We start from the raw sequence: 26,902 nt of genomic DNA on the forward strand, positions 1-26,902 counted from the left end.
GAAATGCGAGGGGGGAGTTTTTGTTGGTCGCATCTCTCAAGAGAGATGCTCCGGGCCCTCGCGCGCGCTTGAAATCTTCTTGCCAAACAATGGAACAACCCGCCCAGCTTCAGCTACCATTCAACACGAACACCGCCTATATCAGGCCCAGATTGACTGCCAAACGCCAAGGAGCCTGCCCATGAACCGCCTTCTTCTCGCCGCCAGCACTGTTCTGGCCGGGGCTCTGGGGCTGGGCGGGATGGCTTCACCCGCGATGGCGCAGGGGTCTGACGGTAGCCGGGTCAACATGGTCATCGTCTATGGTGACGACAAATGCCCGGAAACCAACGATCAGGACATCGTGGTCTGCGCCCGCAAGGAAGAGGCCGAGCGCTATCGCATCCCCGAGCCCTTCCGCAATCCGGGCAGCACCAACAACACCTCCTGGACCGAGCGCGTGAAGAGCTACGAAATGGTTGGCGCGACCGGCCCGATGAGTTGCTCTCCGGTGGGCGCGGGCGGCTGGACGGGCTGCGCCAATCAGTTCGTGCATAACGCCTATCTCGAGAAGAAGCTGGGCAGCGATGTCGCCTTCTCGAAGATGATTCAGGATGCCCGGGCCGAGCGCGAGTCGCATGTCGATGCCGACGCCGCCGCGACCCAGTCGGCGGTGGAGAAGGAAGAAAAGGCTTACGACGAGCGCCAGCGCGCCAAGGCCGAGGCGGATGAGGCCGCGAAGGCTCAGGGGAAGTAATAGGGTTGAAGCAGGGGGCCATTGCCCCCTGCACCCCCATTACGTCTTCCGACGATAGGGCAGTGGCGCCGAAACGGAGCGCCCAGCCTCTCCACCTGCGCAGCGCCGAGCGCCGCAGGCAATCATGTTTGATGGATAGGGCCGCGCGGGCCAAGTTAAAGCCTGCGGCGCGGCGACGTTGCCCTGCGGTTGAACCCGCGGCGCAACGCGGACGGTAATGGGAGCGCGAGGGGGTAACCCCCTCGCACTTATCCCTTTTAACTTACTTCAAATCCGGCGCAGTCGCCTCACCCTTCAGCAGGGCGATAGCCTCAGCCAAAGGCATAACCTTCTGCGCCTGCTCGCCCAGCACGCGCACGGCGACGGTGCCTTCCTCGGCCTCGCGCTTGCCGACGACCAGCAGATACGGGACCTTCTTCAGCGAGTGCTCGCGCACCTTGTAGTTGATCTTCTCGTTGCGGGTATCGGCCTCGACGCGGATACCGGCGGCCTTCAACTGGGCCACCGCATCCGCCGCATAATCGTCCGCATCCGACACGATGGTGGCCACCACGGCCTGCACCGGGGCCAGCCACACGGGCAGCTTGCCGGCGAAATGCTCGATGAGGATGCCGATAAAGCGTTCATACGAGCCCAGAATCGCGCGGTGCAGCATCACGGGGCGATGCTTCTCGCCATCCTCGGCGATGTAGGCGGCGTCGAGGCGCTCGGGCAGCACGCGGTCCGACTGGATCGTGCCGCACTGCCAGGTGCGGCCGATGGCGTCGGTGAGATGCCATTCCAGCTTGGGGGCGTAGAAGGCGCCTTCGCCGGGCAGCTCTTCCCAGCCGTATTCCTCGGTCGCCAGACCGGCTTCGACCACGGCGTTGCGCAGCTCGGTCTCGGCCAGATCCCACATCTCTTCGGTGCCGAAGCGCTTTTCGGGGCGCAGGGCCAGCTTGATCTCGTACTTGAAACCGAAGTCCTTGTAGACGCGGTCGGCCAGTTCGCAGAAGGCGCGAACCTCTTCCACGATCTGGTCTTCGCGGCAGAAGATATGGCCGTCATCTTGCGTGAACTGGCGCACGCGCATGATGCCGTGCAGCGCGCCATGGGGCTCGTTGCGGTGGCAGCAGCCCATTTCGGCAAGGCGCAGCGGCAGCTCGCGATAGCTCTTGATGCCCTGGCGGAAGATCAGCACATGCGCCGGGCAGTTCATCGGCTTGAGCGCCATCCAGTCGGCGTCCTTCGAGACGATGGGGCCATCGTCTTCGGTGTTGGGCGCCTCGTCGGGGATGACGAACATGTTCTCGCGGTACTTGCCCCAGTGGCCGGACTGCTCCCACTGCTTGGCGTCCATCACCTGAGGGGTTTTCACCTCCTGATAGCCGGTGCTGTCGATGGCGCGGCGCATATAGGCCTCCAGCTCGCGCCAGATCATATAGCCCTTGGGGTGCCAGAAGACGCTGCCATGCGCTTCGGGCTGGAGGTGGAACAGGTCCATCTCCTGCCCCAGCTTGCGGTGGTCGCGCTTGGCCGCCTCTTCCAGACGCAGCAGATGGGCGTCGAGCTGCTTCTTGTTCAGCCAGCCGGTGCCATAGATGCGGCTGAGCATCGCGTTCTTCTGGTCGCCGCGCCAATAGGCGCCCGAAACGCGCGTCAGCTTGAAGGCCTGCGGGTCCAGCTTGCCGGTGCTGGGCAGGTGAGGGCCGCGGCACATATCCAGCCAGTCGTCGCCCGACCAGTAGACGGTGAGGTCTTCATCGCCCGGCAGTTCGGCGGCCCATTCGGCCTTGAAGGTTTCGCCCTGCTGCTTCCAACGGCTGATCAGCGTTTCGCGCGTCCAGACCTCGCGGCGCAGCGGCTTGTTGGCGGCGATGATCTTGCGCATTTCCGCCTCGATGGCGGGCAGGTCGTCGTCGGTGAAGGGCCGCTCGGCGGGCGCGAAATCGTAATAGAAGCCATCGTCCGTCGCCGGGCCGAAGGTGATCTGCGTGCCGGGGAACAGCGCCTGCACCGCCTCGGCCAGAATATGCGCGAAATCGTGGCGCGCCAGCTCCAGCGCGTCCTTCTCGTCCTTGTTGGTCACCAAGGCCAGCGATGCGTCCCCGGTGAAGGGGCGGGTGAGGTCCACCAGTTCGCCATCGATGCGCGCGGCAATCGCGGCTTTCGCCAGGCCGGGCCCAATCGCGGCGGCCACATCGGCAGGGGTGGAGCCCGGCGCCATTGCGCGCTGCGAGCCATCGGGAAGGGTGATCGTGATGCTGTCAGACATGGAAAAGGCCCTTAGCCGGGAGCGGGGCGCGCCTCAACCTTGCAAATGGCGGGTTTGGCGCAAAGAGCGACCTCCGTTGGAAAGCAAACTTGACATCCGGCGGAGATGCTATGTAAAGCATACTTGTCAAAACGTCAGGGAGACCAGACATGGCACGCTATCACTCCCCCGCGATCAAACGCTATTCGCGCCGGTTGGGCGGGTTCATCACGCTGTATGTCGCGCTGGTTTTCGCGATGGGCTGGCTGTTCCGGCACGCTCCTCCGGCCGCGCCATGGAATGTTCTGCTGGCGATTCTGCCCGCCCTGCCGGTGCTGGGCATCGTCTGGACGGTGATGCGCCTGCTGGTGGAAGAACCCGACGAGTTCTGGCGGATGCTCTTCGTGCGTCAGGCGCTGATCGCCACCGGTTTCTGCCTGACGGTGATGACGATCTGGGACTTTCTGCAGAATTACAACATTGTCGCCCCCGGCCAGCATGGTTTCGGCGCGGCCTTCTTCTGGTTCATGGGGCTGGGCGTGGGGGCGATCTGGAACGCCATCACCCTGTGGCGCAGCGAAAAGGCATGAGGGCCCGCCCGTGAACAACCGCCTGCGCGTGCTGCGCGCCGAAAAGGGCTGGAGCCAGCAGGATCTGGCGCAGAGGCTGGAGGTCTCCCGCCAGTCGGTGAATGCCATCGAGACGGGGCGTTACGATCCCTCATTGCCGCTGGCCTTCCGCATCGCCGATCTGTTCGGCCTGCCCATCGAGGCGATCTTCCTGCGCGATGCCTGAAGCCGGCTTTAGCCCCTCAGGCTGACAGAAGGTTTCGCACATCGTACAAACCCGCCGCGTTCCCCCTTCCCCCTCCGCGCGTGCAAGGGCACAAGGGGCGTCATGAGCGACGTCCTTTTCCACACTCTGTCCGCCGATGGCGAAAAGCCGGCCCGCCGTCTGGCCTGTCGCCTGACGCCGCCCGCCGACTCGGAGCGCGCGACGCTGGTGTTCCTGCCCGGCTATATGTCGGACATGGCCGGGTCCAAGGCCGAGATGCTCTTCGAGGCCGCGCGGGAGAAGGGCGTGGGCTGCCTGCTGCTGGACTATTCGGGCTGCGGCGCGTCGGATGGCGATTTCGCCGATGGCACGCTCACCCGCTGGCGCGAGGAGGTGCTGGCCCTGATCGAGGCGCTGGTGCCCGGTCCGGTGGTGCTGATCGGCTCCAGCATGGGTGGCTGGCTGATGCTGCTGGTGGCGCTGGCGCTGCCCGCCGACAAGCTCGTGGGGATCATGGGCATCGCCGCCGCGCCCGATTTCACGCAATGGGGCTACACCAGCGCCCAGAAGGGCGAACTGATCGCCGGGCGCACCATTTTCGAACCCAATCCCTACGGCCCCGAGCCCACGCCGACTCACGCCCGCTTCTGGGCCGATGGCGAGCATAACCGCTTGCTGGACGCCGAAATTCCGCTCGATGTGCCGGTGGTGCTGGTCCATGGCCAGCGGGATGACGATGTCCCTTGGGAAATTTCATTGCGCCTCTCTGTAACTTTACGTTCTGACGCGGTTCAGCTATGCTTGGTCAAGGACGGCGACCACCGGCTCAGTCGGCCGGTGGATCTGGCCCTCATCCGGCGCATGGCTCTTGCGCTGGCAGGGATTGATGCCTGATCCGGGAAGTATTTGATGTCGCTTGTTTTAATCGCAACTGTCTTGATGCTCCAGACCGGCCCGCTGGTGGGCGATGGCATGGCCCCCTCGCTGGGCCTGCCGATGATCGACCGGCCCACGACGCCCAACCGGCGTCGCGCCGTCAGCGAGATCACGGCGCGCCCCGAGCGCATCGACGAATCGAACAAGCTGACTCACTGCCGCGAAACCGCCGACCATGATCCCGACGCCGCCGCCGAAATGGCCACCGACTGGCTGGGCGGCGCCAAGGACAGTCAGCGCGCCGAGGCCGAGCTGTGCCTTGGCTACGCCTATTCCGCGCAGGAAGCCTGGCCCATGGCCGAGCAGGCCTTTCTGGCCGGGCGCGATGCTGCCGGAGACAATGCCCTCAACCGCGCGCGTCTGGGCGCCATGGCCGCCAGCGCGGCGCAGGCGCAGGAGGGCGGCGCTGGCCGCGCGCTGGCCGCGCTCGACAAGGCGCGCATCGATGCCAAGGCGGTGAACGATCCTGCCCTGATGACCTCCATCGCGGTGGACCGGGCGCGGGCGCTGGTGGCGCTCAAGCGCAATGATGACGCCGCCGCCGCTCTGGCCGAGGCGCGCACGCTGGGGCCGGAGAATGGCCCGGCCTGGCTGCTGTCGGCCACGCTGTCGCGCCGGATGAATCATCTGGCCGATGCGCAAACCCAGATCCAGACCGCCGCGAAACTGACCCCGCTCGACCCCGAGGTCGGGCTGGAGGCCGGGGTGATCGCCATGCTCTCGGGCCATGAGGATGCCGCCCGCAAGAGCTGGGACTCCACCGTGAAAGCCAGCCCGCAGAGCGAGGCGGGGCATCAGGCCGCCGCCTATCTGCAACAGATCGGGAGTACGTCGGGGGCAAACGCCGTATCGACCGTGCCGCCCGCCAAAGCCAGTTCGACGCCACCTTCGCCCCAACATTCGCCCGGGTGATTACGCAGTCACATCAGGCATAAATACCAAGGCCTTCGCGTTATGGCGCAGGCCGTTACCCATCGGGAGAGAGACACACATGTCCGACCAGCCGAGCCGAGTGCAAACCCCCGCCACCTTGCCTGACGCGCTGATCGCGCGGCTGGCCCCCAGGCTGGAGGCCCGGCTGGATGAGGCGCAACTCCCCGGCGATCCGGAAATGAGCGCAGAGGCGCTGGCCGCCGCCGCCCGTTTCATGCTGACCTCCGCCGCAAGGCGTGAGCGCGCGCAGAGCGCCATCAACATCGAAACCGTGGCCGGCGCGGCGGGCGAGCGTTTCATGCGCATCGCCGTGGTCAATGAGGACATGCCCTTTCTGGTCGATTCCATCGCGGGCACGGTGGGCGCGCATGGTCTGGTGATCGACCGGCTGATCCACCCCATCGTCCCTGTCGAGCGCAACGGCCAGGGCGACATCACCGACCTGCCCGAGGGCGAGGCCCCCGGCGTGGCGCGTGAATCGGTCATCTATCTGGAAACCCCGCGTGCCGACGCGCGCACCCGCGCCGCGCTGGCCGCCGATCTGGCGGTCACGCTGGGCGATGTGCGCGCCGCCGTGGGTGACTGGGGCGCGATGCGCACCGCCATGGAGGAGGATGCCGGCCGCCTCACCGCCATGGACCGCGCCGAGGGCGCCGCGCTGCTGCGCTGGTTCAAGGATGGCATGCTGACGCAGCTGGGCCATGTCACCCGCCTGCGCGACGGCAGCCAGCAGGGGGCTCTGGGCATCTGCCGCAAGAGCACCTGGGAACTGCTGAACCGCGCCGGTTTCGAGCAGGCCTTCGCCTGGTTCGACCAGTTTGCCGCCAAGGGCGGCGGCGGTCGCCTGCCGCTGATCGTCAAATCGAACCGCATCGCCCATGTCCACCGCCGCGTGCCGCTCGACTTGTTCATCGTGCCGGTGATCGAGGGCGGGCAGGTGACGGCCCTCTCGGTCCATGCCGGTGTGTGGACCAGCGAGGCGCTGGCCAGCCCGCCTCAGGCCGTGCCCCGCATGCGCGCACAGCTGGCCGCACTGATGGAAAAGTTCGGTTTCTCGCCGCGCGGTCACGCCGGCAAGGTGCTGGTCCATGCGCTGACCAGCCTGCCGCATGACCAGCTGATCGGCTTCACCGACCCCGATCTGGAGCGTGTCTCGCTCACGCTGATGAGCATCATCGACCGCCCGCGCCCGCGCCTCTCGCTGGTGGCCGGGCCGCTGGGGCGGCACCTTTACGCCTTTGTGTGGCTGCCGCGCGAAACCCTCTCGAACCGCATGCGCGCGCGCATCTCCACCCTGCTGGAAGAGGCTTCGGGCACCAAAGTGCTCGACTGGTCGCTGGAGGTCGAGGAGGGCAATCTGGCGCAATTGCGCTATGTGCTGGCCCCCGCCGAGGGGCGCGAGATCGCCGTGCCCGATGAGGCCGCGCTCGACGCGCAGCTGCAGGCCATGCTGCGCGGCTGGGGCGATGCGGTGGAAGCCGAACTGGCCCAGAGCGAGGAACCGGCCCGTGCCGCCGCCATCGCCGCGCGCTATGCGGAGGCCTTCCCCGAAAACTACCGCGCGCTCTATGGCCCCGCCGAGGCCGCGATCGATATTTCCCATCTGCGCCGCATCGCCAGCGGTGGCGAGGAGCATCCGCGCGCGGTGCGCCTCTACCGCCTGCCTGGCGCCGACGAGCCCACGCGCCTGCGCCTGAAGATCTATGAGCGCAAAGCCTCGCTGGTGCTCTCCGACGTGGTGCCCGCGCTGGAGAATTTCGGCTTCCGCGTGCTGGACAACATCCCCACCTCGCTGCGCAGCGAGGATCTGGGGGTGATCCATGATTTCCTGCTGGCGCTGCCTGTGGGTCAGGATGCCGCCCCGGTGCTGGCCCATGCACCGATCATCGAGGATGCGCTGATCGCGGTGATGATGGGCGCCGGTGAGGAAGATGCCTTCAACCGCCTGATCGTGGGCGTGGGCCTTTCCGCGCGCGAGGGCAACTGGCTGCGCGCCTGGTATCGTTACCTGCGCCAGACCGGCCTGAACTACAGCATCGACACCGCCGTGGACGCACTGATGAACGCCGGCGCGGTCACGCTGGGTCTGGTCGATCTGTTCCGCGCCCGCCACCAGCCCGGCAGCGCCGACCGCGTGGCGCAGGAAACGCTGGCCGAGGATGCCATCCGCGATGGCCTCGCCAAGGTCTCGGCGATCAACGAGGACCGCCTGCTGCGCGCCTTCCGCATGATCGTGCTGGCGATCCTGCGCACCAACGCTTTCGCCGAAGCGGGCCGCGAGGCGCTGGCCTTCAAGTTCGATTCCGCGTTGGTGCCCAATCTGCCCAAGCCGCTGCCATGGCGCGAGATCTTCGTCTATTCGCGCCGCGTGGAGGGCATCCATCTGCGGGCCGGTCCTGTCGCGCGCGGGGGCCTGCGCTGGTCCGACCGGCGCGACGACTTCCGCACCGAAGTGCTGGGCCTGATGAAGGCGCAGCGCGTGAAGAACGCGGTCATCGTGCCCACCGGCGCCAAGGGCGGTTTCTATCCCAAGCAGCTGCCCGATCCCGCGCGGGACCGTGACGGCTGGGCCACCGAGGGCCGCGAAAGCTACAAGGTCTTCATTCGCACCCTGCTTTCGATCACCGACAACATCGTCGAGAACAAGGTGGTTCACCCCGCCGAGGTGGTGATCCGCGACGGCGAGGACCCCTACTTCGTGGTCGCCGCCGACAAGGGCACCGCCACCTTCTCCGACACCGCCAATGGGCTGGCCGCCGAGAAGGACTTCTGGCTGGACGACGCTTTCGCCAGTGGCGGCTCGAAGGGCTATGACCACAAGGCGATGGGCATCACCGCGCGCGGCGCCTGGATGAGCGTGCAGCGCCACTTCCTGGAAATGGGCGTGGATGTGCAGGCCGATCCCGTCCGCGTGGTGGGCGTGGGCGACATGAGCGGCGACGTCTTCGGCAATGGCATGCTGCTGTCGAAATCGCTGCTGATCACCGCCGCCTTCGATCACCGCCATATCTTCCTCGACCCCAATCCCGATGCGGCGAAATCGTGGGAGGAGCGCAACCGCCTCTTCAACCTGCCGCGCTCCAGCTGGGACGATTACGATCGCTCGGTGATGTCGCCGGGCGGGGCCATCGTGCCGCGCAGCCAGAAGGAAATCCCGCTCTCGCCGGAAATCCGCGTGGCGCTGGGCATCGATGCCGAGGTGATTGACCCGGATTCGCTGATGACCGCGATCCTGAAGGCCCCGGTCGATCTGCTGTGGTTCGGCGGCATCGGCACCTATGTGAAATCCGCGCATGAAGTCCATGCCGCGGTGGGCGATCCCTCGAACGACTCTATTCGCGTCAACGGGGCAGAGGTGCGCGCCCGAGTCATCGGCGAGGGCGGCAACCTGGGCTGCACGCAGGCCGGGCGCATCGACTATGCCCTGCATGGCGCCAACGGCTTCGGCGGGCGCGGCAACACCGACTTTATCGACAATTCGGCCGGCGTCGATTGCTCGGACAAGGAGGTCAACATCAAGATCGCGCTGGCCAATGCCAAGCGCGCCGGGCGTCTGGATGAGGATGGCCGCGTCGTCCTGCTCTCGCAGATGACCGACGCGGTGGCCGCGCTGGTGCTGGAGGACAACCGCCTGCAGGCGCTGGGCCTCTCCATCGCCCAGAGCGGCGGGGCCGATGCCATGCCCGGCCATGTCCGCCTGATCGAGATGCTGGAAGACAATGGCCAGCTCGACCGCCGCACCGAAGGTCTGGCCGATGCCGACACCTTCGCCCGCCGCGCCGCCGACAGCGGCGCGGGCCTGACCCGCCCGGAACTGGCGGTGCTGCTCTCCAGCGCGAAGCTGGCGATTCAGGATGCGCTGGAAGCCTCCACCGTGGTCGATGATGCCGCGCTGGACGACGATCTGCTGCACGCCTTCCCCGAGGATATGCGCGAGACCTATCGCGAGGACATTCTTGGCCACCGTCTGCGCCGTGAAATCCTCGCCACGCGTCTGGCCAACCGCCTGATCAACCGCCTCGGCTTCGTTCACCCGTTTGAACTGGCCGAGGAAGAGGGCGTGGGTCTGGCGGAAGTCACTGCCGCCTTCCTCGCCGCCGAGCAGCTCTTCGGGCTGGAAGCCATCTGGCAGGCCATCGAGGACGCGCCCATCGCTGAAAAGCCGCGCATCCTGCTGATGAGCCGCGCCGCCGATGTGGTGCGCAGCCATATGGCCGACCTGCTCCGCTCGGGCGCGACGACCATCGCTCCCTCTGTGCTGGCGGCGGATCTGGCGGGGGGCATCTCCGCCCTGTCGCGTCAGGTCGACGATCTGCTGGTCACCGAAACCCGCGAGCGCTCCACCCGCATGGCCAGCGATCTGCTGGCGGCGGGTGCGGATGGCGAGCAGGCGCTGGCCATCGTCCACCTCTTCGATATGGACGGCGCGGTGGGCCTTGCCGCGCTGGCTCATGGCAATGGCGCCGATCCCATCGCGCTCACCCGTGCCTTCACCCGGCTGGGCGAGGCTCTCGGGCTGGACTGGGCGCAGGGCGTGGCCGCGCGCCTCTCCCCCGCCGATCCGTGGGAGCGCCTGCTGGTGGCGGGCCTTGCGCGCGATTTCCAGCAGATGCGCTTCCAGTTCCTGGCGCGCGCGGATGCCAAGGCGCCCGGGCAGACCGTGGAAAACTGGCTGGAAGCCACCAGCGCGAGCGTGCTGACCTTCCGCGCGATGATCAACCGCGCGCGCAAGGCGGCGGTGGTGAGCCCGGCGATGCTGGCGCAGATCGCCAGTCAGGCGCGGAATGTGCTGGCAAGGTAAGAAGGTTTGAAGGGATAAGGGCGAGGGGGTTACCCCCTCGCGCTCCCATGACGTCTTCCGGATCACGGGCAGTGGCGCCGAAGCGGTGCGCCCGGCCTCTCCACCTGCATGACCTCAGGCGCCGCAGGCAGTGGGATCATCATCGATAGGCTTTCTGCCTGCGGCGCGGCGAGATTTGCTCTGTGGCTGAACCCATGGCGCAACGCAGACAGTAAAGGGAGCGCGAGGGCGATGGCCCTCGCATCTATCCTTCTTGTTCTTCCAACCTTTCCAAAGCCCATAAAGCCGCATCTGCCACGGCTTCGTCCGGATCCGCGCAGAGCCCACGCACCTGCTCCACCAAAGCGTGGTTCCCCGAATTCCCAGCCGCGTACAGGCAATTCCGCACAAACCGATCCCGCCCGATCCGCTTGATGGGCGAGCCGGAGAACAGCTTGCGAAACCCGGCATCGTCCAGTGCCAGCAGCTCATCCAGCCGCGGCGCGACCAGTTCGGCGCGGGGCAAAAACGCCCGGTTGCGCTGGGCTTGCTCGGCGAATTTGTTCCATGGGCAGACGGCCAGGCAATCGTCGCAGCCGTAGATGCGGTTGCCTAGCGCCGCGCGGAATTCCTCGGGGATCGGGCCCTTGTGCTCGATGGTGAGGTAGGAAACGCAGCGGCGGGCGTCGAGGCGGTAGGGGGCGGGGAAGGCGTCTGTGGGGCAGGCGGTCTGGCAGGCGTCGCAGGAGCCGCAACGGTTGCGGCCTGAGGCGTCCGGCTCCAGCTCCAGCGTGGTGTAGATCGCGCCGAGGAACAGCCAGCTGCCGTGACTGCGCGAGACCATATTGGTGTGCTTGCCCTGCCAGCCGATGCCGGAGGCCTCGCCAAGCGGCTTTTCCATCACCGGGGCGGTGTCCACGAAGACCTTCACCCCTGCCTCGATGCCCTGTTTCGCGCAATGCTCGACGATCCAGCGGGCGAGGTGCTTCAGCGCCTTTTTGACGATATCGTGGTAGTCGGCGCCTTGCGCGTAAACGGAAATCCGGGCGCGTTCGCCATCGCCTTCCAGCGCCAGCGGATCGAAGGCGGGGGCATAGCTCATGCCCAGCGCGATCACGGTGCGGGCCTCGGGCCAGAGGCCTTGCGGGGAACGCCGGTGGTGTTCGCGGCTTTCCATCCAGTCCATGCTGCCGTGCATGCCTTCCTCCAGCCACTGGTGGAGGCGGTCGGCGCGCAGAGGATCTTCGCCCGCGCTTGCAAAGCCGCAAGCGCCAAAGCCGAGCGCCTGCGCCTGAGCGGCAATTTGCTCTTTCAAGGCGGGATTTAGCGTGATCTTCATCAAACCTGTGTTGTTGCTGCGCTGTTGAAATGGGGACCGGAATGACGGCTGATCTAGAAGAAGCGCCGCTGAAGGGCAACGATGGCCGCCCTGTGGCGGAGGGGGATACCCGCCCGCTGGCCATCGAGGTACGCGGTCTGGTGAAGCGCTTCAACGGCACCACGGCGGTCGATGGCGTGGATCTGCGCGTGCCGGAGGGGGCGATCTACGGCATCCTGGGCCCCAATGGCGCGGGCAAGACCACCACCCTGCGCATGATTCTGGGCATCATCGATCCCGACTCCGGTTACCGCCGCGTGCTGGGCAGCGAGCGGCCGCATGATGTCTCCCACGCCATCGGCTATCTGCCCGAGGAGCGCGGTCTCTATCCCGCGATGAAGGCTTTTGAGGCGATCGGCTTTCTGGGCGCCCTGCGCGGCGTGCCTTTGGCCAAGGGCCGCCAGCGCGCACGCGAATTGCTGGAGGAGCATGGGCTGGGCCACCTTGCCGACCGCCAGATCCGCCAGATGAGCAAGGGGCAGGCCCAGCAGGTGCAGGTGCTGGGCACGCTGGTGCATGAGCCGCGCCTGGTGATCTTCGACGAGCCCTTCTCCGGCCTCGACGCCATCAATCAGGGCCGGCTGGAGCAGATGATTCGCGGACTGGCGGCGAAAGGCACCACGGTGATCTTTTCCACCCATGTCATCGCCCATGCCGAGCGCCTCTGCGACGAGGTGGCGATCATCGCCGGGGGCCGCGTGCCCTTCGCCGGGCCGGTGGACGAAGCCCGCGACCGTATCCGGCCCCAAGTGCGCCTCGAAACCCGCGAGCGCGAAGGCCCATGGCGCGCCGCCCTGCCGCCCGACACGCGGCAGGAGGGCCGCTTCTGGCTGTTCTCCCTGCCCGAAAGCGGGGTGGAGCCCCTGCTGCGCGCCCTGATCGAGGGTGATGCGGGCATCCTTTCGCTCTCCATCGAACGCGCCGGGTTGCATGATGCTTTCGTCGCCATCGCCGGTGCGGCGGCGGCCAAGGCGCTGGATGCCAGCGATGAGGAGGCCCTGTGATGGACCGCGCGATGACCGAGCCCGTCAAAGGCGGACGCCTCTCGCTGCTCGCCGCCGCGCTGGTGGTGGCGCGGCGCGATTTCATGGCCGTGCTGTGGAGCCGCAGTTTTATCTTCTTCCTGATCGGCCCGCTGTTCCCGCTGGTGGTGGGCGCTCTGGCCGGTTCGGTGACCGGCCATGTCGACAACACAGTCAGCGAAGTCCCCCGTCTCGGCGTGATGATGGCGCGCGCGGACCGCGAGGCCGTGATCAACGCCGACGATGCCATCGGCCCCAAACTGGCCGGCACCCTGCCCGACATCTTCGAGGTCACGCCGCCCAAACCGGGCCAGCCCACCACCCCCGCCGCCACGCTGCGCCGCGAACTGGCGGCGGGCCGCAATGCCGGCGCCATCCTCTCGGGCACGCTCGACCATCCCGTGCTGACCGGCCCGCGCGACCGGATCGCGGAATGGCAAGGCTCCGTCTCCCTGCTGGTCGCCCATGCCCGCACTGCCGATGCCAACCTGCTGCCTCCGGTGAAGCTCTCCGTCACCGCCGCAGCGCCCCCGCGCGCCGAGACAGGCCGTGGCCGCGCCCTCACGGCTCAGGCCGGGCAGACGCTGCTGTTCCTGCTGATGATGCTGCTGGCAGGCATGGTCCTCTCCAACCTCGTCGAGGAAAAGGGCAACAAGATCATCGAGGTGCTTGCCGCCGCCATCCCCATGGATGCGGTCTTTCTCGGCAAGCTTTTCGCCATGCTGGCCGTCTCGCTGGTGGGCATCGCGGTCTGGGGCGCGGCGGGCGGGGTGATGCATCTCGCCAGCGGGCAGTCGATTGATTTTCTGACGACCCCGGCTGTGGGCTGGCCGGTGTTCACCGTGCTGGGCATCGCCTATTTCGCCATGGGCTACCTGCTGCTGGGCAGCGTCTTCCTCACCATCGGCTCCATGGCCAGCACCGTGCGCGAGGTGCAGACGCTCAACATGCCTGTGACGATGGCGCAGATTCTGGTGTTCTTCTTTGCTTCCTACGGCATGGCCCGCGAGGGTTCGCCGGTGGAATGGGCCGCCATGATCTTCCCCTTCTCCTCCCCCTTCGCGATGCTGGGCCGCGCGGCGCTGCACGAGGCGCTCTGGCCGCATCTGGCGGCTCTGGGCTGGCAGGCCTTGTGCGTGCTGATCTTCGTGCGCGCGGGGGCGCATATCTTCCGTCGCCGCGTGATGCAGAGCGGGGGCGCGCAGGGGGCGGTGAAGAAGAAGCGCGGGATTTTTCGGAAGGGGTGAAGGGAAAGATGCGAGGGGGTTACCCCCTCGCGCTCCCATGACGTCTTCCGACGCAAGGGCGGGGGAGCCCCACCCTTGCGCCCGGGCTCTCCACCTGAGGCGCCGCAGGCTTTAAATCCTCTGCCTGCGGCGCAGCGACGTTGCTCTGCTGCTGAACCCGAAGCGCAACGAAGACAGTAAAGGGAGCGCGAGGGTGATGACCCTCGCATTGTCTCTTCCTTCTTCAGGCCATCTTTCCAGCCCGATCCGCCAACCGCTCCACCGCCGCCTCATGAATTTCGGGAGCGCAGGCGATCACCCCGAACGCCCGGGGATCGCGCTTGTTGTAGGCCACAGCCTGACCGAAGGCATCGCTCACCACCGCCCCGGCCTCACGCGCGATCAGCGCTGCCGCGCCGATGTCCCACTCGAACCCCCAGCGCAGAGTCGCCACCAAATCCGCGCGATCATCCGCCACCATGGCGATGCGCAGGGCGATGGAGTTGGGCTGCTCCACCAGAGTCAGGTCCGCATCCTCGGGCGGCAAGATCCGGGCCGGGACTCGCGCGCCGGGCAAAATGCTGCGGCGCGATGCTCTCAAAGGCGAGTCGTTCAGCGTGGCGCCCTGACCCGCGCTCGCCTGCCAGAATTCGCCGCGCGCGGGGGCGGCCAGCATGCCGATCAGGGGCCGCCCGGCGCTGATCAAGGCCACGGAAACCGCCCATCCGGGCCTTCCGTTGATGTAATCGCGAGTCCCGTCGATGGGATCGACCAGCCAGATCAGACTGCCCTGGCGCTCATCGGGCGAGTCGGCGGTTTCTTCCGAGAGCCATCCGGCGGCGGGCAGCAGCGCTGTCAGCGACTCGCGCAGGAAGGCGTTGACGTCCAGATCGGCGGAGCAGACCGGGTTGTTCGGCCCCTTTTCCCATATATCCAGCGCTTTGCCGCCGCCCGTTTCGCCCGGCCAGCAGGCCAGCGCCATGGCGCCTGCCTCTTCCATGATGGCGCGCAGACGGGGCTGGTTGATCACGGTGTCAGGCCTGTTTGGATGAAAGTTTGCTATTAATAATCATTATCACACATCCTCCTTTTCATCCCCACAGTCCTATGCTTATGCGGCAGCGCAATAGGAGCCGTTCGGCTTGCAACAGCGGGTATAGACCGATGAACGTCCATGAGTATCAGGCAAAAGAACTCCTCGCAAAGTTTGGCGTGGCCATCCCCACCGGCCACGCGGCGCTGACCGTTGAGGAAGCCGTGGCCGGCGCCAAGCAGCTGCCCGGGCCGCTCTATGTCGTGAAGGCTCAGATCCACGCCGGTGGCCGCGGCAAGGGCAAGTTCAAGGAACTGCCTGCCGACGCCAAGGGCGGTGTGCGCCTTGCCAAGTCGATCGAGGACGTTGAGTCCTTCGCCAAGGAAATGCTCGGCAACACGCTGGTCACCATCCAGACGGGCGAAGCCGGCAAGCAGGTGAACCGCCTGTACGTCACCGATGGCGTTGACATCGCTTACGAATATTACCTCTCGCTGGTCGTCGATCGCAAGACCAGCCGCGTGGCCTTCATCGTGTCGACCGAAGGCGGCATGGACATCGAGGACGTGGCCCACAGCACGCCCGAGAAGATCACCACCATCACCGTCGATCCGGCTCAGGGCTTCCAGCCGCACCACGGCCGCGCCATCGCCTTCGCCCTCAAGCTGAAGGGCGATCAGAACAAGCAGGCGCAGATCCTCGGCAAGCAGCTCTATGACGCCTTCGTGGCGCTCGACTGCGACATGCTGGAAATCAACCCGCTGGTGGAAGACAAGGCCGGCAAGCTGCTGGTGCTCGACACCAAGATGAGCTTCGACTCGAACGCCCTGTACCGCCACCCCGACGTCTTCGCCCTGCGCGACGAGACCGAGGAAGATCCCGCCGAGATCGAAGCCAGCAAGTATGACCTGGCCTACATCAAGCTGGACGGCAACATCGGCTGCATGGTCAACGGCGCTGGCCTGGCCATGGCGACGATGGACATCATCAAGCTGAACGGCGCGTTCCCCGCCAACTTCCTCGACGTGGGCGGCGGCGCCACCACCGAGAAGGTGACGGCTGCCTTCAAGATCATTCTGTCGGACCCCGCCGTGAAGGGCATTCTGGTCAACATCTTCGGTGGCATCATGAAGTGCGACATCATCGCCGATGGTATCGTGGCCGCCGCCAAGGAAGTGAACCTCTCGGTTCCGCTGGTCGTCCGTCTCGAGGGCACCAACGTCGAGAAGGGCAAGGACATCCTGAACAACTCGGGCCTGCCCATCGTGGCCGCTGCCGATCTGGGCGACGCCGCGAAGAAGATCGTTGCCGAGGTGGCCAAGGTTTCGGCCTGATCCATCCTTGCGGCTTTCAGGAAGAGCCCTCGCCATCCGGCGGGGGCTTTTTCTTTGCCCGGTTTCAAGTTTCAGGGTTTCAGGGGACAAAGAAAAAATGCGAGGGGGTTACCCCCTCGCGCTCCCGGGCATGTCTACCCTGGCGCTATGGGTTCGGCCATGGAGCAAGGTGGCAGCGCCGCAGGCAGGAACGTTCTGCGCCAACAGCGCTGCGATACCCCATTTTCCTCATGCCTGCGGCGCTTTAGGCAGCGCAGGTGGAGAGATTGGGCGCGACGATTCGGTGCCACTGCCCATGAGCCGGAAGACGGATTGGGAGCACGAGGGGGTAACCCCCTCGCATCTTCCTTTCTTATTTCCCCTGCTCAACTGACCTAAACGTAAACCAAACTGCCTCCGGCCTCTTGACGGATGCGTCGCATCGCGCAATGCCGGGGCGTGGCGGCTTAACCGATCGCTTAAGCCCCTCCTGCAATGGAAAGGCACTGGCCCCATGAAGATTCTCGTCCCCGTGAAGCGGGTGATTGATTACAACGTCCGCCCCCGCGTGAAGCAGGATGGCACTGGCGTTGACCTTGCCAATGTGAAGATGAGCATGAACCCCTTCGACGAAATCGCCGTCGAGGAAGCGGTGCGCCTGAAGGAAAAGGGCGTCGCGACCGAGGTGATTGCTGTGTCGATCGGCGTGGCCAAGGCGGCGGATACGCTGCGCACGGCGCTGGCCATGGGCGCCGACCGCGCGATTCTGGTACAGACCGAAGAAACCGTCGAGCCGCTGGCCGTCGCCAAGATCCTCAAGGCCATTGCCGCCGAGGAAGAGCCCGGCCTGATCGTGCTGGGCAAGCAGGCCATTGACGATGACAGCAACCAGACCGGCCAGATGCTGGCGGCGCTCTGGGGCCGTCCGCAGGGCACCTTCGCCAGCAAGGTCGAGGTTGAGGGCGATATCAATGGTGGGGCCGTGCTGGTCACGCGCGAAGTCGATGGCGGTCTGGAGACGGTGAAGCTGTCGCTGCCCGCCGTGGTCACCACCGACCTGCGCCTGAACGAGCCGCGCTTTGCCAGCCTGCCCAACATCATGAAGGCCAAGAGCAAGCCGCTCGCCCAGAAGACCCCCGAGGATTACGGCGTGGACATCGCGCCGCGTCTGAAGGTGCTGAAGGTGGCCGAGCCTGCCGGTCGCGCCGCTGGCGTGAAGGTGGAGAGCGTGGACGCTCTGGTGGCGAAACTCAAAGAGCTGGGAGTGGCCTGAGATGACGAAGGTTCTGGTTTGGGCCGAGCATGACAATGCTACCCTCAAGGAAGCCACGCTGCATGCGGTGACCGCCGGTGCCCAGCTGGGTGGCGTGACGCTGCTGGTGGCTGGCGCGGGCGTTGCCGCTGTTGCGGAGGCCGCCAAGCAGGTCGCCGGCGTGGATGCCGTGCTGGTGGCCGACGATGCCGCCTATGGCGCCGCTCTGGCCGAGAATGTCGCGCCGCTGATCGTGCAGCTGCTGGGCGATTTCGACGCTTTTGTCGCCCCGGCCACCTCGCATGGCAAGAACATCGCGCCGCGCGTCGCCGCGCTGCTCGATGTGGCGCAGATCTCGGACATTCTGACGGTGGAAGGCCCTAAGACCTTCACCCGTCCGATCTATGCCGGCAATGCCATCGCCACGGTGGAAAGCACCGATGCCAAGCTGGTCATCACCGCGCGCACCACCGGTTTCGCCAAGGCGGCGGCCACGGGCGGCAGCGCTGCTGTCTCGCCGGTCAGCGGCGCGGGCGATGCGGGCCTCTCCAGCTTCGTGGGGGCCGAAGTGGCCGCCAGCGAACGTCCCGAACTGACCAGCGCGCGCGTGGTGGTCTCGGGCGGTCGCGCCCTGAAGGATGCGGAGACCTTCGCCAGCACCATCTACCCGCTGGCTGACAAGCTGGGCGCGGGCGTGGGCGCTTCGCGCGCCGCGGTGGATGCCGGCTATGTGCCCAACGACTATCAGGTCGGCCAGACCGGCAAGATCGTCGCGCCTGAGGTGTATATTGCTGTCGGTATTTCCGGCGCGATCCAGCATCTGGCGGGCATGAAGGATTCCAAGACCATCATCGCCATCAACAAGGACGAGGACGCCCCCATCTTCCAGATCGCCGATCTGGGTCTGGTGGCCGATCTCTACACGGCGGTGCCGGAACTGGTGTCGAAGCTGTAAGCTGCCTTCCAGCCGGGTGGCAGCATCTGGCGAAGCAGGATTTGCAAAAAGGGGTTGGGTTCGGCGCTGCCGGGTCAGCCCCTTTTTCTTGGGCGATGCACGTCACGCGGAAGGCAGGCAAAAAAAAGCCCGACCGGAGCCGGGCTTTAGAAGTTTGGGAGAGGATGCCTGAAAGGCATGAACTGGTTAGTCCACGACCAATTATCTGACAAGTGCGATTCCTGACGAGGCGATTGCATTTAATGCAAATTAACAGCGCGGCGATGGCGTCAGGCATGCCGAAAACGCGATGAATGGAAAGATTGCACAGGTTGGTCACCCGGCTGCCCCGGGAACCGGCTTTTCAATTGCAATCAGATCAATCGATCGATCCCGTGCAGGGCCAATCCCACCAGCCCGCCGACCAGCGTGCCATTGATCCGGATAAATTGCAGATCGCGCCCCACCGCGCCCTCCATGCGGGCGGTGATGGTGCGCGTGTCCCAACGTTTCACCGTATCGGACACCAGGCTGACGATGCTGACGCCATAACGCGTGGCGATCCCCGCCAGAAAGCGCCGCGCATGGCGGTTGACCATCCATTGCAGGTGCGAATCCTCCGTCAGCGACTGGCCCATCTCGGCCAGACTCGCGCCAAACCCGCCGGAGAGCGTGCCTTGGGGATTTTCGGCGGCATGCAGCAGCGCCTGTCGCGCGCGCAGCCACAGCGCATCGAACCACGCTGCCATGGCGGGATTGGCCAGCACCTCATCCTTCATGCCCGCGACCCGGGCCTGCATCGCCGGGTCATGGAGCAGATCCTCGGCCAGCTGGCGCAGCGCCTCTTCCATCCGGGCGCGCAGGGGATGGTCGGGATTGACCACGCATTCGGCCAGCAGCTTGTAGAGCCCGTCGAGGATGCCATTGGCCAGCGTCTCATCCAGCCCGGTCCAGCGCAGGATGGTGTTGGCGCGGTCATGGATCATCTTGCGCAGCAGATCCTCATTGTCCTCCAGCGTCAGCCCGGCCCAGCGCAGCGCGGCCTCGATCACCGGGCGGTGTCGACCATCCTCAATCGCGGCCGAAAGCAACTGCCCCAGCAGCGGCGCCAGATCGAGCTTCTCCAGCTGCCCGCGCAGCATGGTTTTCACCATCGTGCCCAGCTGCTCGCCCGCCAGCGAATGGAGGATGTCGCCCAGCAGCCCCGCCGTGCCCTGCCGCAAACGCGCCCGGCCGCCCCGGCTGGGGTCGATCAGAAAACTGCCGACCAGCCCGGCGAAATTCACCGCCTTCAGCCGCCGCAGCACCACCTGAGGCTTGAGGAAATAGACCCGCAGGAAACCGGCCATGGCATCGGCCAGCCGGTCCTTGTTGGCCGGGATGATCGCCGTATGCGGAATCGGCAGGCCAAGCGGATGGCGGAACAGGGCCGTCACCGCGAACCAGTCGGCCAGAGCGCCCACCATGGCGGCCTCGGCAAAGGCGCGGGGCCATTCCCAGCCAGCATAGCCCTGTCCCATCAGATGGCGCGAGGCGAGGAACAGCGCGGCCATCACCACCAGCAGCCCGCCCGCCACCTGCCGCATGCGCCTGCCGCTGTCGGCAGCAGGAGGCGGTGTCAGGGATGGGGCAGCGGCGGGGTGGACTGGGGAGATGGGGAAGGCTCCTTGCCTGTGATATCCTTCAGGAAATCCCTGGCCGTCTCCCCGGTTCCGTCACCCCGCCCTTCTTGACGGTGTGAGGGATCATAGGTGAGGAAACGGCGACGCAAGGCAGGGCCTAGCCGCTTTTCCAGCCCATCGGCAAGGCTGAAGGCGGCGGGCACGATCAGCAGGGTCAGCAGGGTGGAGAGGCACAGGCCGCCGATCACCACCGTGCCCATCGGCGCGCGCCACGCCCCGTCGCCCCCCAGCGAGATCGCGGAGGGCACCATGCCCGCCGTCATCGCCACGGTGGTCATCACGATGGGCTGGGCGCGCTTGTGCCCGGCCTCCACGATGGCCTCGAACTTGGGCTTGCCGCTGGCCATCTCCTCGATGGCGAAATCGATCAGCAGGATCGAGTTCTTGGCCACGATGCCGAACAGCATCAGCATGCCGATGAACACCGACATGGAGATCGGCTGCCCGGCAATGGCCAGCGCGATCAGGCCACCAAGGGGCGCCAGAAACAGCGATCCCATGTTGACCATCGGCGAGACGACACGGTGATACAGCAGCACCAGCACCGAGAAGACCAGCATGATGCCCGCCGCCAGCGCATACTGGAAGTTGATCACCATCTCCTGCTGCCACTTGTCGCCGCCAAAGGGGGTGTTCGACACGCCTTGCGGCAGATGCAGCATCACCGGCAGCTTGTTGACCTTGTCCATCGCCTGGCTCTTGATGACGCCTTGCGGCAGATCGGCGGAGATAAAGACGCGCCGCGCCTGATTGTAGCGCTGGATCGTCGTGGGGCCCGAACCGAAGGTGATCTCGGCCACGCGGCTCAAGGGCACCGAATCGCCGCTGGCGGTCGGCACCGGCATGTTGGTGATGTTGGAGAGCGAGGTGCGCGCGCTTTCGGGCATGCGCACGCGGATCGGCACCTGCCGGTCGGACAGCGAGAATTTCGCCGCATTCTGGTCGATATCGCCAATGGTGGCGATGCGGATGGCCTGGCTCAAGGATGAGGTCGTCACCCCCAGGCTGGCCGCCAGATCGAGGCGCGGGGTGATCACCACCTCGGGCCGCCGCAGATCGCCGTTGATGCGCGGGGCGACCACTTCCTTCAGCCCTTTCATCTGCTCGACCAGCGCGCCCGCCGCCGCTTCCAGCTTCACCGGATCGGAGGAGGAGAGCATCACCTCGATGGGCCGCCCCGAGGACGAACCCTGATTGCTGGAGGAGCGGAAGGTCACCCGCGCATCGGCGATCTGCTGCAAGGGCGGGGTGAGGGCGCGCTCGAACTGAGCGGTGGTGATCTTGCGATCCTTCTTCAGCGTGATGAACAGATCGGCGCGGGCTTCCTGAATCTCCTGCAGCACCTGATCGACCTCGGGCCGCTCACCCACGAAGGCGGCGACGCGCTCGGCCACCGCCTCGGTCTGGGGGATGGTGGTGCCGGGCACCAGTTCGACGCGCAGCTGGGTGAAATCGCTGTTTTCGTCGGGGAACATCTCGCTGGGCAGGATCATCATGCCGGCCACGGTCATCAGCAGCGCCACCACGGCGATGCCGATCATCCACACGCGATGGTCGAGCAGCCGCGCCTTCAGCCGCGTGCCCCAGGTCAGCCGCCCCCGCAGGTCCATCACCCTTGCGCGCAGGGCTTGCGCCTTGCGCGTATCGAGCGACCACAGCAGGATTTTCAGATAGCGCGTCATCATCGCGCCGCCGCCATGGTCGCTGGTGCCATGGGGTTTGAGCACATAGGCCGCGATCATCGGCGTGATCATGCGCGCCACGGCAAGGCTCATCAGCACCGAGATCACCACCGTCAGGCCGAAATTCTTGAAGAAGGCCCCCGCCACGCCGGGCATCATGCCCACCGGCAGGAACACCGCCACGATCGAGAAGGTGGTGGCCACCACGGCCAGCCCGATCTCGTCGGCGGCATCGATGGAGGCCTGCCACGCTGTCTTGCCCATGCGCATATGGCGCACGATGTTCTCGATCTCGACGATGGCGTCGTCGACCAGCACGCCCGCCACCAGCCCCAGCGCCAGCAGCGACATGTTGTTGAGCGTAAAGCCGAACCACGCCTTCATGCACCAGAAGGTGGGGATGGCGGAGAGCGGGATCGCCACGGCGGAGACCAGCGTGGCGCGCCAGTCGCGCAGGAAGAAGAACACCACGATCACCGCCAGCACCGCGCCCTCGATCATCGAATCGATCGAGCTTTCATACTGCTTGCGGGTGTAGTCGACGGTGGTGAAGAGCAGCTTCACATGCACGCCGGGGTTCTCGGCCTCGATCTTGCCGATCTCCTTGACGGCATTGTCATAGACCGACACGTCCGAGGCGCCGCGCGCGCGGCTGATCGAGAACAGCACCACCGGCTTGCCGCCGACCTTGGCCAGGCTGACGATCTCGCCGAAACTGTCCTTCACCGTGGCGATGTCGGAGAGTTTCACCATGCGCCCGCCGCCCAGCGAGACCTGCGTCTGCGACAGGGCATAGGCGTCCTGCGCATTGGCCAGCACGCGCATCGACTGGCGCGTGCCGCCGATTTCCGCGCGCCCGCCCGCCGCATTCAGATTCAGCACCCGCAGCGCCTGATTCACCTGCGGCGCGGTGACGCCAAAGGCCTGCATCCGCAGCGGATCGAGCGTGACGAGAATCTCGCGATCCACGCCGCCCTCGCGCTTTACGTCGGCCATGCCCTCCACGCCCAGCAGGCGCTTGGCCACCGAATCATCGATGAACCAGGAAAGCTGCTCCTGAGTCATGTCGTCGGCGGAGACCGAGAAATAGGCGATCGGCTCGCTGGAGGTGTTCACCTTGAAGATCTGCGGCTCCATGATCCCGTCGGGCAGATTGCCGCGGGTCTGGTCGACCATGTTCTTCACTTCGGAGACGGCGGCGTTGATGTCCTCGCCCAGCTGGAACTGCACCTGCGTGCTGCTCATGCCCTCGGACGCGTTGGAGCTGATCGAATCCACGCCGGGGATCGAGCGGACCGCCGCCTCGATCCGCTGGGTGATCTGGGTCTCGACCTCTGTCGGGGCGGCGCCCGGCTGGCTGATCTTGACGATCACGATGGGGAATTCGATGTCCGGCTGCTGCTGGATTTCCATGCGGGAAAAGCTGACGATCCCCATCAGCATCAGCCCGGTGAACAGCACGATCGGCACGATGGGGTTGCGGATGCACCAGGCCGAAAGGTTGCGGAAGTTCACTTGAGAGCCCCCGGCCCAGTGGCTTGTTTCGCCAGTTGCGGCTGCACCGTCTCGCCCGCGCTGAGGAAGGCCCCCGCGCGCATCACCACCTTCTCCGTGCCCTGCAGGCCCGAGGCGATGGTCACGCCGCCCTCGGTGATCAGCCCGATGGTCACGGCGCGGCGCTGGGCCTTGTTGCCCGGCGCGATCACGTAAACGAAACTGCCGTTGCTATCCGCCTGCAGCGCCGATTCCGGCAGCACCGGCGCGTCGACCATGCCCGACTGGATGCCCGCGCTGGCAAAGCCGCCCGGGCGGATCGCCGGATCATAGGCCAGCTGGATGCGCGCCAGCCCCTGCCGCGTCGCCGGATCGATCACCGGCGAGACCTGCCAGACATGGCCGGTGAACTTCTGCGTGGTGCCCGCGGGCACCACCTGCACGCTCTGCCCAACGGCCAGATGCGCCAGATCGTTTTCGGAAAGGCGCGCGCGCATTTCCATCTCGCCATGCTCGGCGATGCGGAACAGCGTGCCGGTGCCGCCGCCCACCACCTGTCCGGGCTCGACCATGCGGTCCAGCACCAGCCCGTCGGAGGGCGCGACGATGCTCAACCGGCGGATGCGGGCGCGCGTCTCGCCAAGGCTGGCCTGAGAGACACGGACGCGGGCATTGGCGGCATCGCGCGTGGCGGTCAGCTGATCGATGTTGGCCTTGGAGATGAAGCCGCGATCCACCAGCTTCAGCGCGCGATCCAGATTGGACTGGGCCAGCCGCGCGTCAGCCTCGGAAACCCGGACCTGCGCCTGCTGGTTGGCATCCTGCTCGGCCTGCACCGAGCGGTCGATGATCGCCAGCAGCTGGCCCTTCTTCACCCAGTCCCCGGCGTTGACCAGCACCTGCGCGACCTGGCCACCTTCCCCCACCGAGGCGACGGGCATGTCATGCTTGGCGGCCAGCACGCCGGTGGCGTTGATCGTGCCCGCCACGCTGGTGCGGCCCGGGATCACCACGGTGACGACCGGGGCCTGAGCGCCCTTGTCCGCCGCCGCAGGCGTGCGATGCATCGCCCACCAGGCCCCGCCTAGCACCGCCACGGCGGCCACGCCACCCAGCCAGATGCGCCAGTTGCGGGCAGCCGGCTGGGCCTGATCCCATTCACTTTGTGAGGAAACACTGGAATATTCGTTCATCGATGCACCGCCCCCGGAAAGATGGGCTTGGCCATTCTTTCCTTCATACTGCAGGGCGTATTACATGACTAAGTCACTCAGGTAAAGCGGTTAGCGACAAGCGCGATGAACGCCTTTCGCAATGCTCCCAAACGCAAGAGGCGGGCGCGGGGGCCTGTCGCCCCGCACCCGCCTCATGCCTGTTCCTCCCTTTGGGTAAAGGGGCTCAGTACTTCTGCTGGCGTTCGTAGAGATCGCGGTAATGCTGGATGCGCGTCACGCGCAGGCCCTGCATGCCCGAACGGTCCACCGCCCGCTGCCAGGACGCGAATTCCTCCAGCGTCAGGCTGTAGCGTTCACAGACCTCGTCGATGGTCAGCAGCCCGCCGTTGACGGCGGCCACCACCTCGGCCTTGCGGCGTACGACCCAGCGCGTGGTCGATGCTGGCGGCAGTGACTCGATGGTCAGCGGCTCGCCGAGTGGCCCGATCACCATGGCCGGGCGGATCTTTTGGTTCTCGATCATTTCAACCCTCGATTGCCGGAAGGGAAGAGGCCGGCAACAGTCATATCTTTGCCAGATGTGTTTTTGCGATCGGCTGAAGAGGTAGGGTTAACGGTCTGTGACACTTTTCCCTCCTCCCGGCCCAGGGCTGCGTTCCCTGTCAGCCGGTTAGCCGCCGTCTCGCTCCAGCCGGGGGGCCCCACCGCTGATTCAGTGTTAAACCCTGCCAGCACCCGCGCCGTCGGTTCATGAAAACTGCCCGAGGCGGGCGGGAACATGAAGGCCCCGTCTCCGCCGCGCAGCTCGGCCTCCACGCCGCCGTGGCGCTGAAAAGCATGGGCCGCCGCCAGCCGCGCGGCCAGCTCCGACCAGTCGAGGCGAGCGGGAAAGAGGCGGCGCCCCAGACCCGAATCACCGGACAGTTCCGCCCATGTTTTGGAATCGAATGTCATATCCATAGGCAGCCTTCTAACCTGCCTTGGTAAAGACGAGGTCAAGGCGCGCTTTACACTTGTTTGAGAATGGTTAACGCCGGACAACCTTCCCTACCAGACGGCAAGATTTGGCGGCATTCCCCTGCCGCCTGGCCGTCATTTCCGGCAGAAAACCGCCGCTTTTTGCGAAAAATGCCGCTTGGGTGTATGGGGGCGGCCATGAACGCCCCCACCAGCACCATCACGCTCGACCATGGCGAGATTTTCCAGCTTTCCCAGCCGTTTAACGCGCGCCGCATCGTCGTGGCCATGTCAGGCGGAGTCGATTCCTCGGTGGTGGCCGCTTTGGCCGCGCAAAGCGGGGCGGAGGTGATCGGCATCACCCTGCAGCTCTACGACCATGGCGAGGCGGTGAAACGCAAGGGCGCCTGCTGCGCCGGCGACGACATCCGCGACGCCCGCGCCGTCGCCGATCGCCTGGGCATCGCGCATTATGTTTTCGACCACGAATCCTCCTTCCGCGAGTCGGTGGTGGAGGGTTTCGCCAATGACTATATGGAGGGGCGCACCCCCATCCCCTGCATCCGCTGCAACATGGGGCCCAAGTTCACCGACCTTTTCGCCATGGCCCGCGACCTTGGCGCCGACTGCCTCGCCACCGGCCACTATGTGCGCCGCGTGATGGGCCCTGGCGGGTCCGAGCTGCACCGCGCGCTCGATCCCGCGCGCGACCAGTCGTATTTTCTCTACGCCACCACGCAGGCGCAGCTGGACTATCTGCGCTTCCCGCTGGGGGGCCTGCCGAAAACGCAGGTCCGCGATCTGGCGGAGCAGTTCGGCCTGCGCGTCGCCGCCAAGCCGGATTCGCAGGACATCTGCTTCGTGCCCGATGGCGATTACGCCAGCGTCGTGCGCCGCATCCGCCCCGATGCCGATACCGGCGGCGCGATCGTCCATGCGGAAACGGGCGCGACGCTGGGCCAGCACAAGGGCGTGATCCACTACACCGTGGGCCAGCGCCGGGGTCTGGAAATCGGCGGCCAGGCCGAACCGCTCTACGTGGTTGGCATCGATGCGGCCCAGTCGCAGGTGCTGGTCGGCCCGCGCGCGATGCTGGCGGTTGGCGCGGCGCGGATTACGGAAACCAACCGCATCGGCCCTCTGCCCGAGGGCGTGGCCCTGACCGCCAAGGTGCGGTCTCTGGCCAAGCCGGTGCCGGTGGTGCTGGAAGGGCCTCTGGGCGATAGCGCCGATACGGTGATCCGTTTCCAGACGCCCGAATATGGCGTGGCGCCGGGGCAGGCGGCGGTGATCTATGCCGGGGACCGGGTCGTCGGTGGTGGCTGGATCGATGAGACGATGAAGGCCTGAAGGGATGAGATG

Annotated in this window: 20 protein-coding genes; 12 read left to right on the forward strand and 8 right to left on the reverse strand. The window is 66.1% G+C overall.

All coding sequences use genetic code 11. The features are described 5' to 3' along the window. Nucleotides 1-181 precede the first annotated feature (181 nt). A complete protein-coding gene (locus SR3_RS16805) occupies nt 182-736 on the forward strand; it encodes a hypothetical protein (RefSeq protein ID WP_068088682.1) in 555 nt (184 codons plus the stop codon). 262 nt (nt 737-998) lie between these two features. Here SR3_RS16805 and thrS read toward each other — a convergent pair whose 3' ends face one another. Beyond that, nucleotides 999-2,990: a threonine--tRNA ligase gene (gene thrS / locus SR3_RS16810; protein WP_068088685.1), complete on the reverse strand. Its 1,992-nt coding sequence runs from the start codon at nt 2,988-2,990 to the stop codon at nt 999-1,001. Between the two features lie 149 nt (nt 2,991-3,139). Here thrS and SR3_RS16815 point away from each other — a divergent pair, with 149 nt between their 5' ends. From SR3_RS16815 to SR3_RS16835, 5 genes are all read left to right on the forward strand, one after another. Beyond that, nucleotides 3,140-3,559 (forward strand): hypothetical protein, encoded by a 420-nt coding sequence (locus SR3_RS16815; protein WP_068088688.1) that lies wholly within the window; start codon nt 3,140-3,142, stop codon nt 3,557-3,559. Nucleotides 3,560-3,569: 10 nt separating this feature from the next. Continuing rightward, entirely contained in the window at nt 3,570-3,764 is a 195-nt protein-coding gene (locus tag SR3_RS16820) for a helix-turn-helix transcriptional regulator (RefSeq protein ID WP_068088691.1), read from the forward strand. 102 nt (nt 3,765-3,866) lie between these two features. After that, nucleotides 3,867-4,637: an alpha/beta hydrolase gene (locus SR3_RS16825; protein WP_068088694.1), complete on the forward strand. Its 771-nt coding sequence runs from the start codon at nt 3,867-3,869 to the stop codon at nt 4,635-4,637. Between the two features lie 15 nt (nt 4,638-4,652). Continuing rightward, complete coding sequence (locus SR3_RS16830; protein ID WP_157098916.1) at nt 4,653-5,591, forward strand: tetratricopeptide repeat protein; 939 nt, start codon at nt 4,653-4,655, stop codon at nt 5,589-5,591. 79 nt (nt 5,592-5,670) lie between these two features. Beyond that, nucleotides 5,671-10,413 carry an NAD-glutamate dehydrogenase domain-containing protein gene (locus tag SR3_RS16835; protein WP_068088703.1) on the forward strand — a complete coding sequence of 1,581 codons (4,743 nt, stop codon included), beginning with the start codon at nt 5,671-5,673 and terminating at the stop codon, nt 10,411-10,413. 244 nt (nt 10,414-10,657) lie between these two features. On the opposite strand, the gene queG is transcribed toward SR3_RS16835, so the two are convergent. Further along, nucleotides 10,658-11,731, reverse strand: a complete 1,074-nt coding sequence (queG, locus tag SR3_RS16840; RefSeq protein ID WP_068088705.1) for a tRNA epoxyqueuosine(34) reductase QueG — start codon at nt 11,729-11,731, stop codon at nt 10,658-10,660. A gap of 41 nt (nt 11,732-11,772) precedes the next feature. Here queG and SR3_RS16845 point away from each other — a divergent pair, with 41 nt between their 5' ends. Next, nucleotides 11,773-12,774, forward strand: a complete 1,002-nt coding sequence (locus SR3_RS16845; protein ID WP_068088708.1) for an ABC transporter ATP-binding protein — start codon at nt 11,773-11,775, stop codon at nt 12,772-12,774. Continuing rightward, the gene (locus tag SR3_RS16850) at nt 12,774-14,039 is read left to right on the forward strand and encodes an ABC transporter permease (RefSeq protein ID WP_084455650.1); all 1,266 of its coding nucleotides are present in this window, start codon (nt 12,774-12,776) and stop codon (nt 14,037-14,039) included. The genes SR3_RS16845 and SR3_RS16850 overlap by 1 nt, the downstream gene beginning before the upstream one ends. A gap of 223 nt (nt 14,040-14,262) precedes the next feature. On the opposite strand, the gene SR3_RS16855 is transcribed toward SR3_RS16850, so the two are convergent. Further along, nucleotides 14,263-15,048, reverse strand: a complete 786-nt coding sequence (locus tag SR3_RS16855) for a 3'(2'),5'-bisphosphate nucleotidase CysQ (protein ID WP_068088710.1) — start codon at nt 15,046-15,048, stop codon at nt 14,263-14,265. Between the two features lie 134 nt (nt 15,049-15,182). Between SR3_RS16855 and sucC the strand changes: the two genes are divergently transcribed. The 3 genes from sucC (at nt 15,183) to SR3_RS16870 (ending at nt 18,571) form a co-directional block, all read left to right on the forward strand. Further along, nucleotides 15,183-16,385, forward strand: a complete 1,203-nt coding sequence (sucC, locus tag SR3_RS16860) for an ADP-forming succinate--CoA ligase subunit beta (protein WP_068088711.1) — start codon at nt 15,183-15,185, stop codon at nt 16,383-16,385. A 493-nt stretch (nt 16,386-16,878) separates the two neighbouring features. Continuing rightward, complete coding sequence (locus SR3_RS16865) at nt 16,879-17,637, forward strand: electron transfer flavoprotein subunit beta/FixA family protein (protein ID WP_068088712.1); 759 nt, start codon at nt 16,879-16,881, stop codon at nt 17,635-17,637. Nucleotide 17,638: 1 nt separating this feature from the next. Continuing rightward, nucleotides 17,639-18,571, forward strand: coding sequence for an electron transfer flavoprotein subunit alpha/FixB family protein (locus tag SR3_RS16870; RefSeq protein ID WP_068088715.1), 933 nt, complete (start codon nt 17,639-17,641; stop codon nt 18,569-18,571). Nucleotides 18,572-18,924: 353 nt separating this feature from the next. Here SR3_RS16870 and SR3_RS16875 read toward each other — a convergent pair whose 3' ends face one another. The 5 genes from SR3_RS16875 to SR3_RS16895 all read right to left on the reverse strand — a co-directional run bounded on the left by SR3_RS16875 (nt 18,925) and on the right by SR3_RS16895 (nt 25,543). Beyond that, nucleotides 18,925-20,136, reverse strand: a complete 1,212-nt coding sequence (locus tag SR3_RS16875; RefSeq protein ID WP_068088718.1) for a DUF445 domain-containing protein — start codon at nt 20,134-20,136, stop codon at nt 18,925-18,927. Nucleotides 20,137-20,168: 32 nt separating this feature from the next. Beyond that, nucleotides 20,169-23,429 carry an efflux RND transporter permease subunit gene (locus tag SR3_RS16880; RefSeq protein ID WP_084455651.1) on the reverse strand — a complete coding sequence of 1,087 codons (3,261 nt, stop codon included), beginning with the start codon at nt 23,427-23,429 and terminating at the stop codon, nt 20,169-20,171. Further along, nucleotides 23,426-24,601, reverse strand: coding sequence for an efflux RND transporter periplasmic adaptor subunit (locus SR3_RS16885; protein ID WP_068088722.1), 1,176 nt, complete (start codon nt 24,599-24,601; stop codon nt 23,426-23,428). Before SR3_RS16885 ends, SR3_RS16880 begins: the two co-directional genes overlap by 4 nt. A gap of 205 nt (nt 24,602-24,806) precedes the next feature. Then, nucleotides 24,807-25,106: a CtrA inhibitor SciP gene (sciP, locus tag SR3_RS16890; protein ID WP_068088725.1), complete on the reverse strand. Its 300-nt coding sequence runs from the start codon at nt 25,104-25,106 to the stop codon at nt 24,807-24,809. Then, nucleotides 25,103-25,543: a hypothetical protein gene (locus SR3_RS16895; RefSeq protein ID WP_068088728.1), complete on the reverse strand. Its 441-nt coding sequence runs from the start codon at nt 25,541-25,543 to the stop codon at nt 25,103-25,105. The genes sciP and SR3_RS16895 overlap by 4 nt, the downstream gene beginning before the upstream one ends. Nucleotides 25,544-25,738: 195 nt before the next feature. Here SR3_RS16895 and mnmA point away from each other — a divergent pair, with 195 nt between their 5' ends. Further along, nucleotides 25,739-26,890 carry a tRNA 2-thiouridine(34) synthase MnmA gene (mnmA, locus tag SR3_RS16900; protein WP_068088740.1) on the forward strand — a complete coding sequence of 384 codons (1,152 nt, stop codon included), beginning with the start codon at nt 25,739-25,741 and terminating at the stop codon, nt 26,888-26,890. Nucleotides 26,891-26,902 lie beyond the last annotated feature (12 nt).

It is taken from the genome of Novosphingobium rosa NBRC 15208, assembly GCF_001598555.1.
GTDB classification, from domain to species: Bacteria; Pseudomonadota; Alphaproteobacteria; order Sphingomonadales; family Sphingomonadaceae; genus Novosphingobium; species Novosphingobium rosa.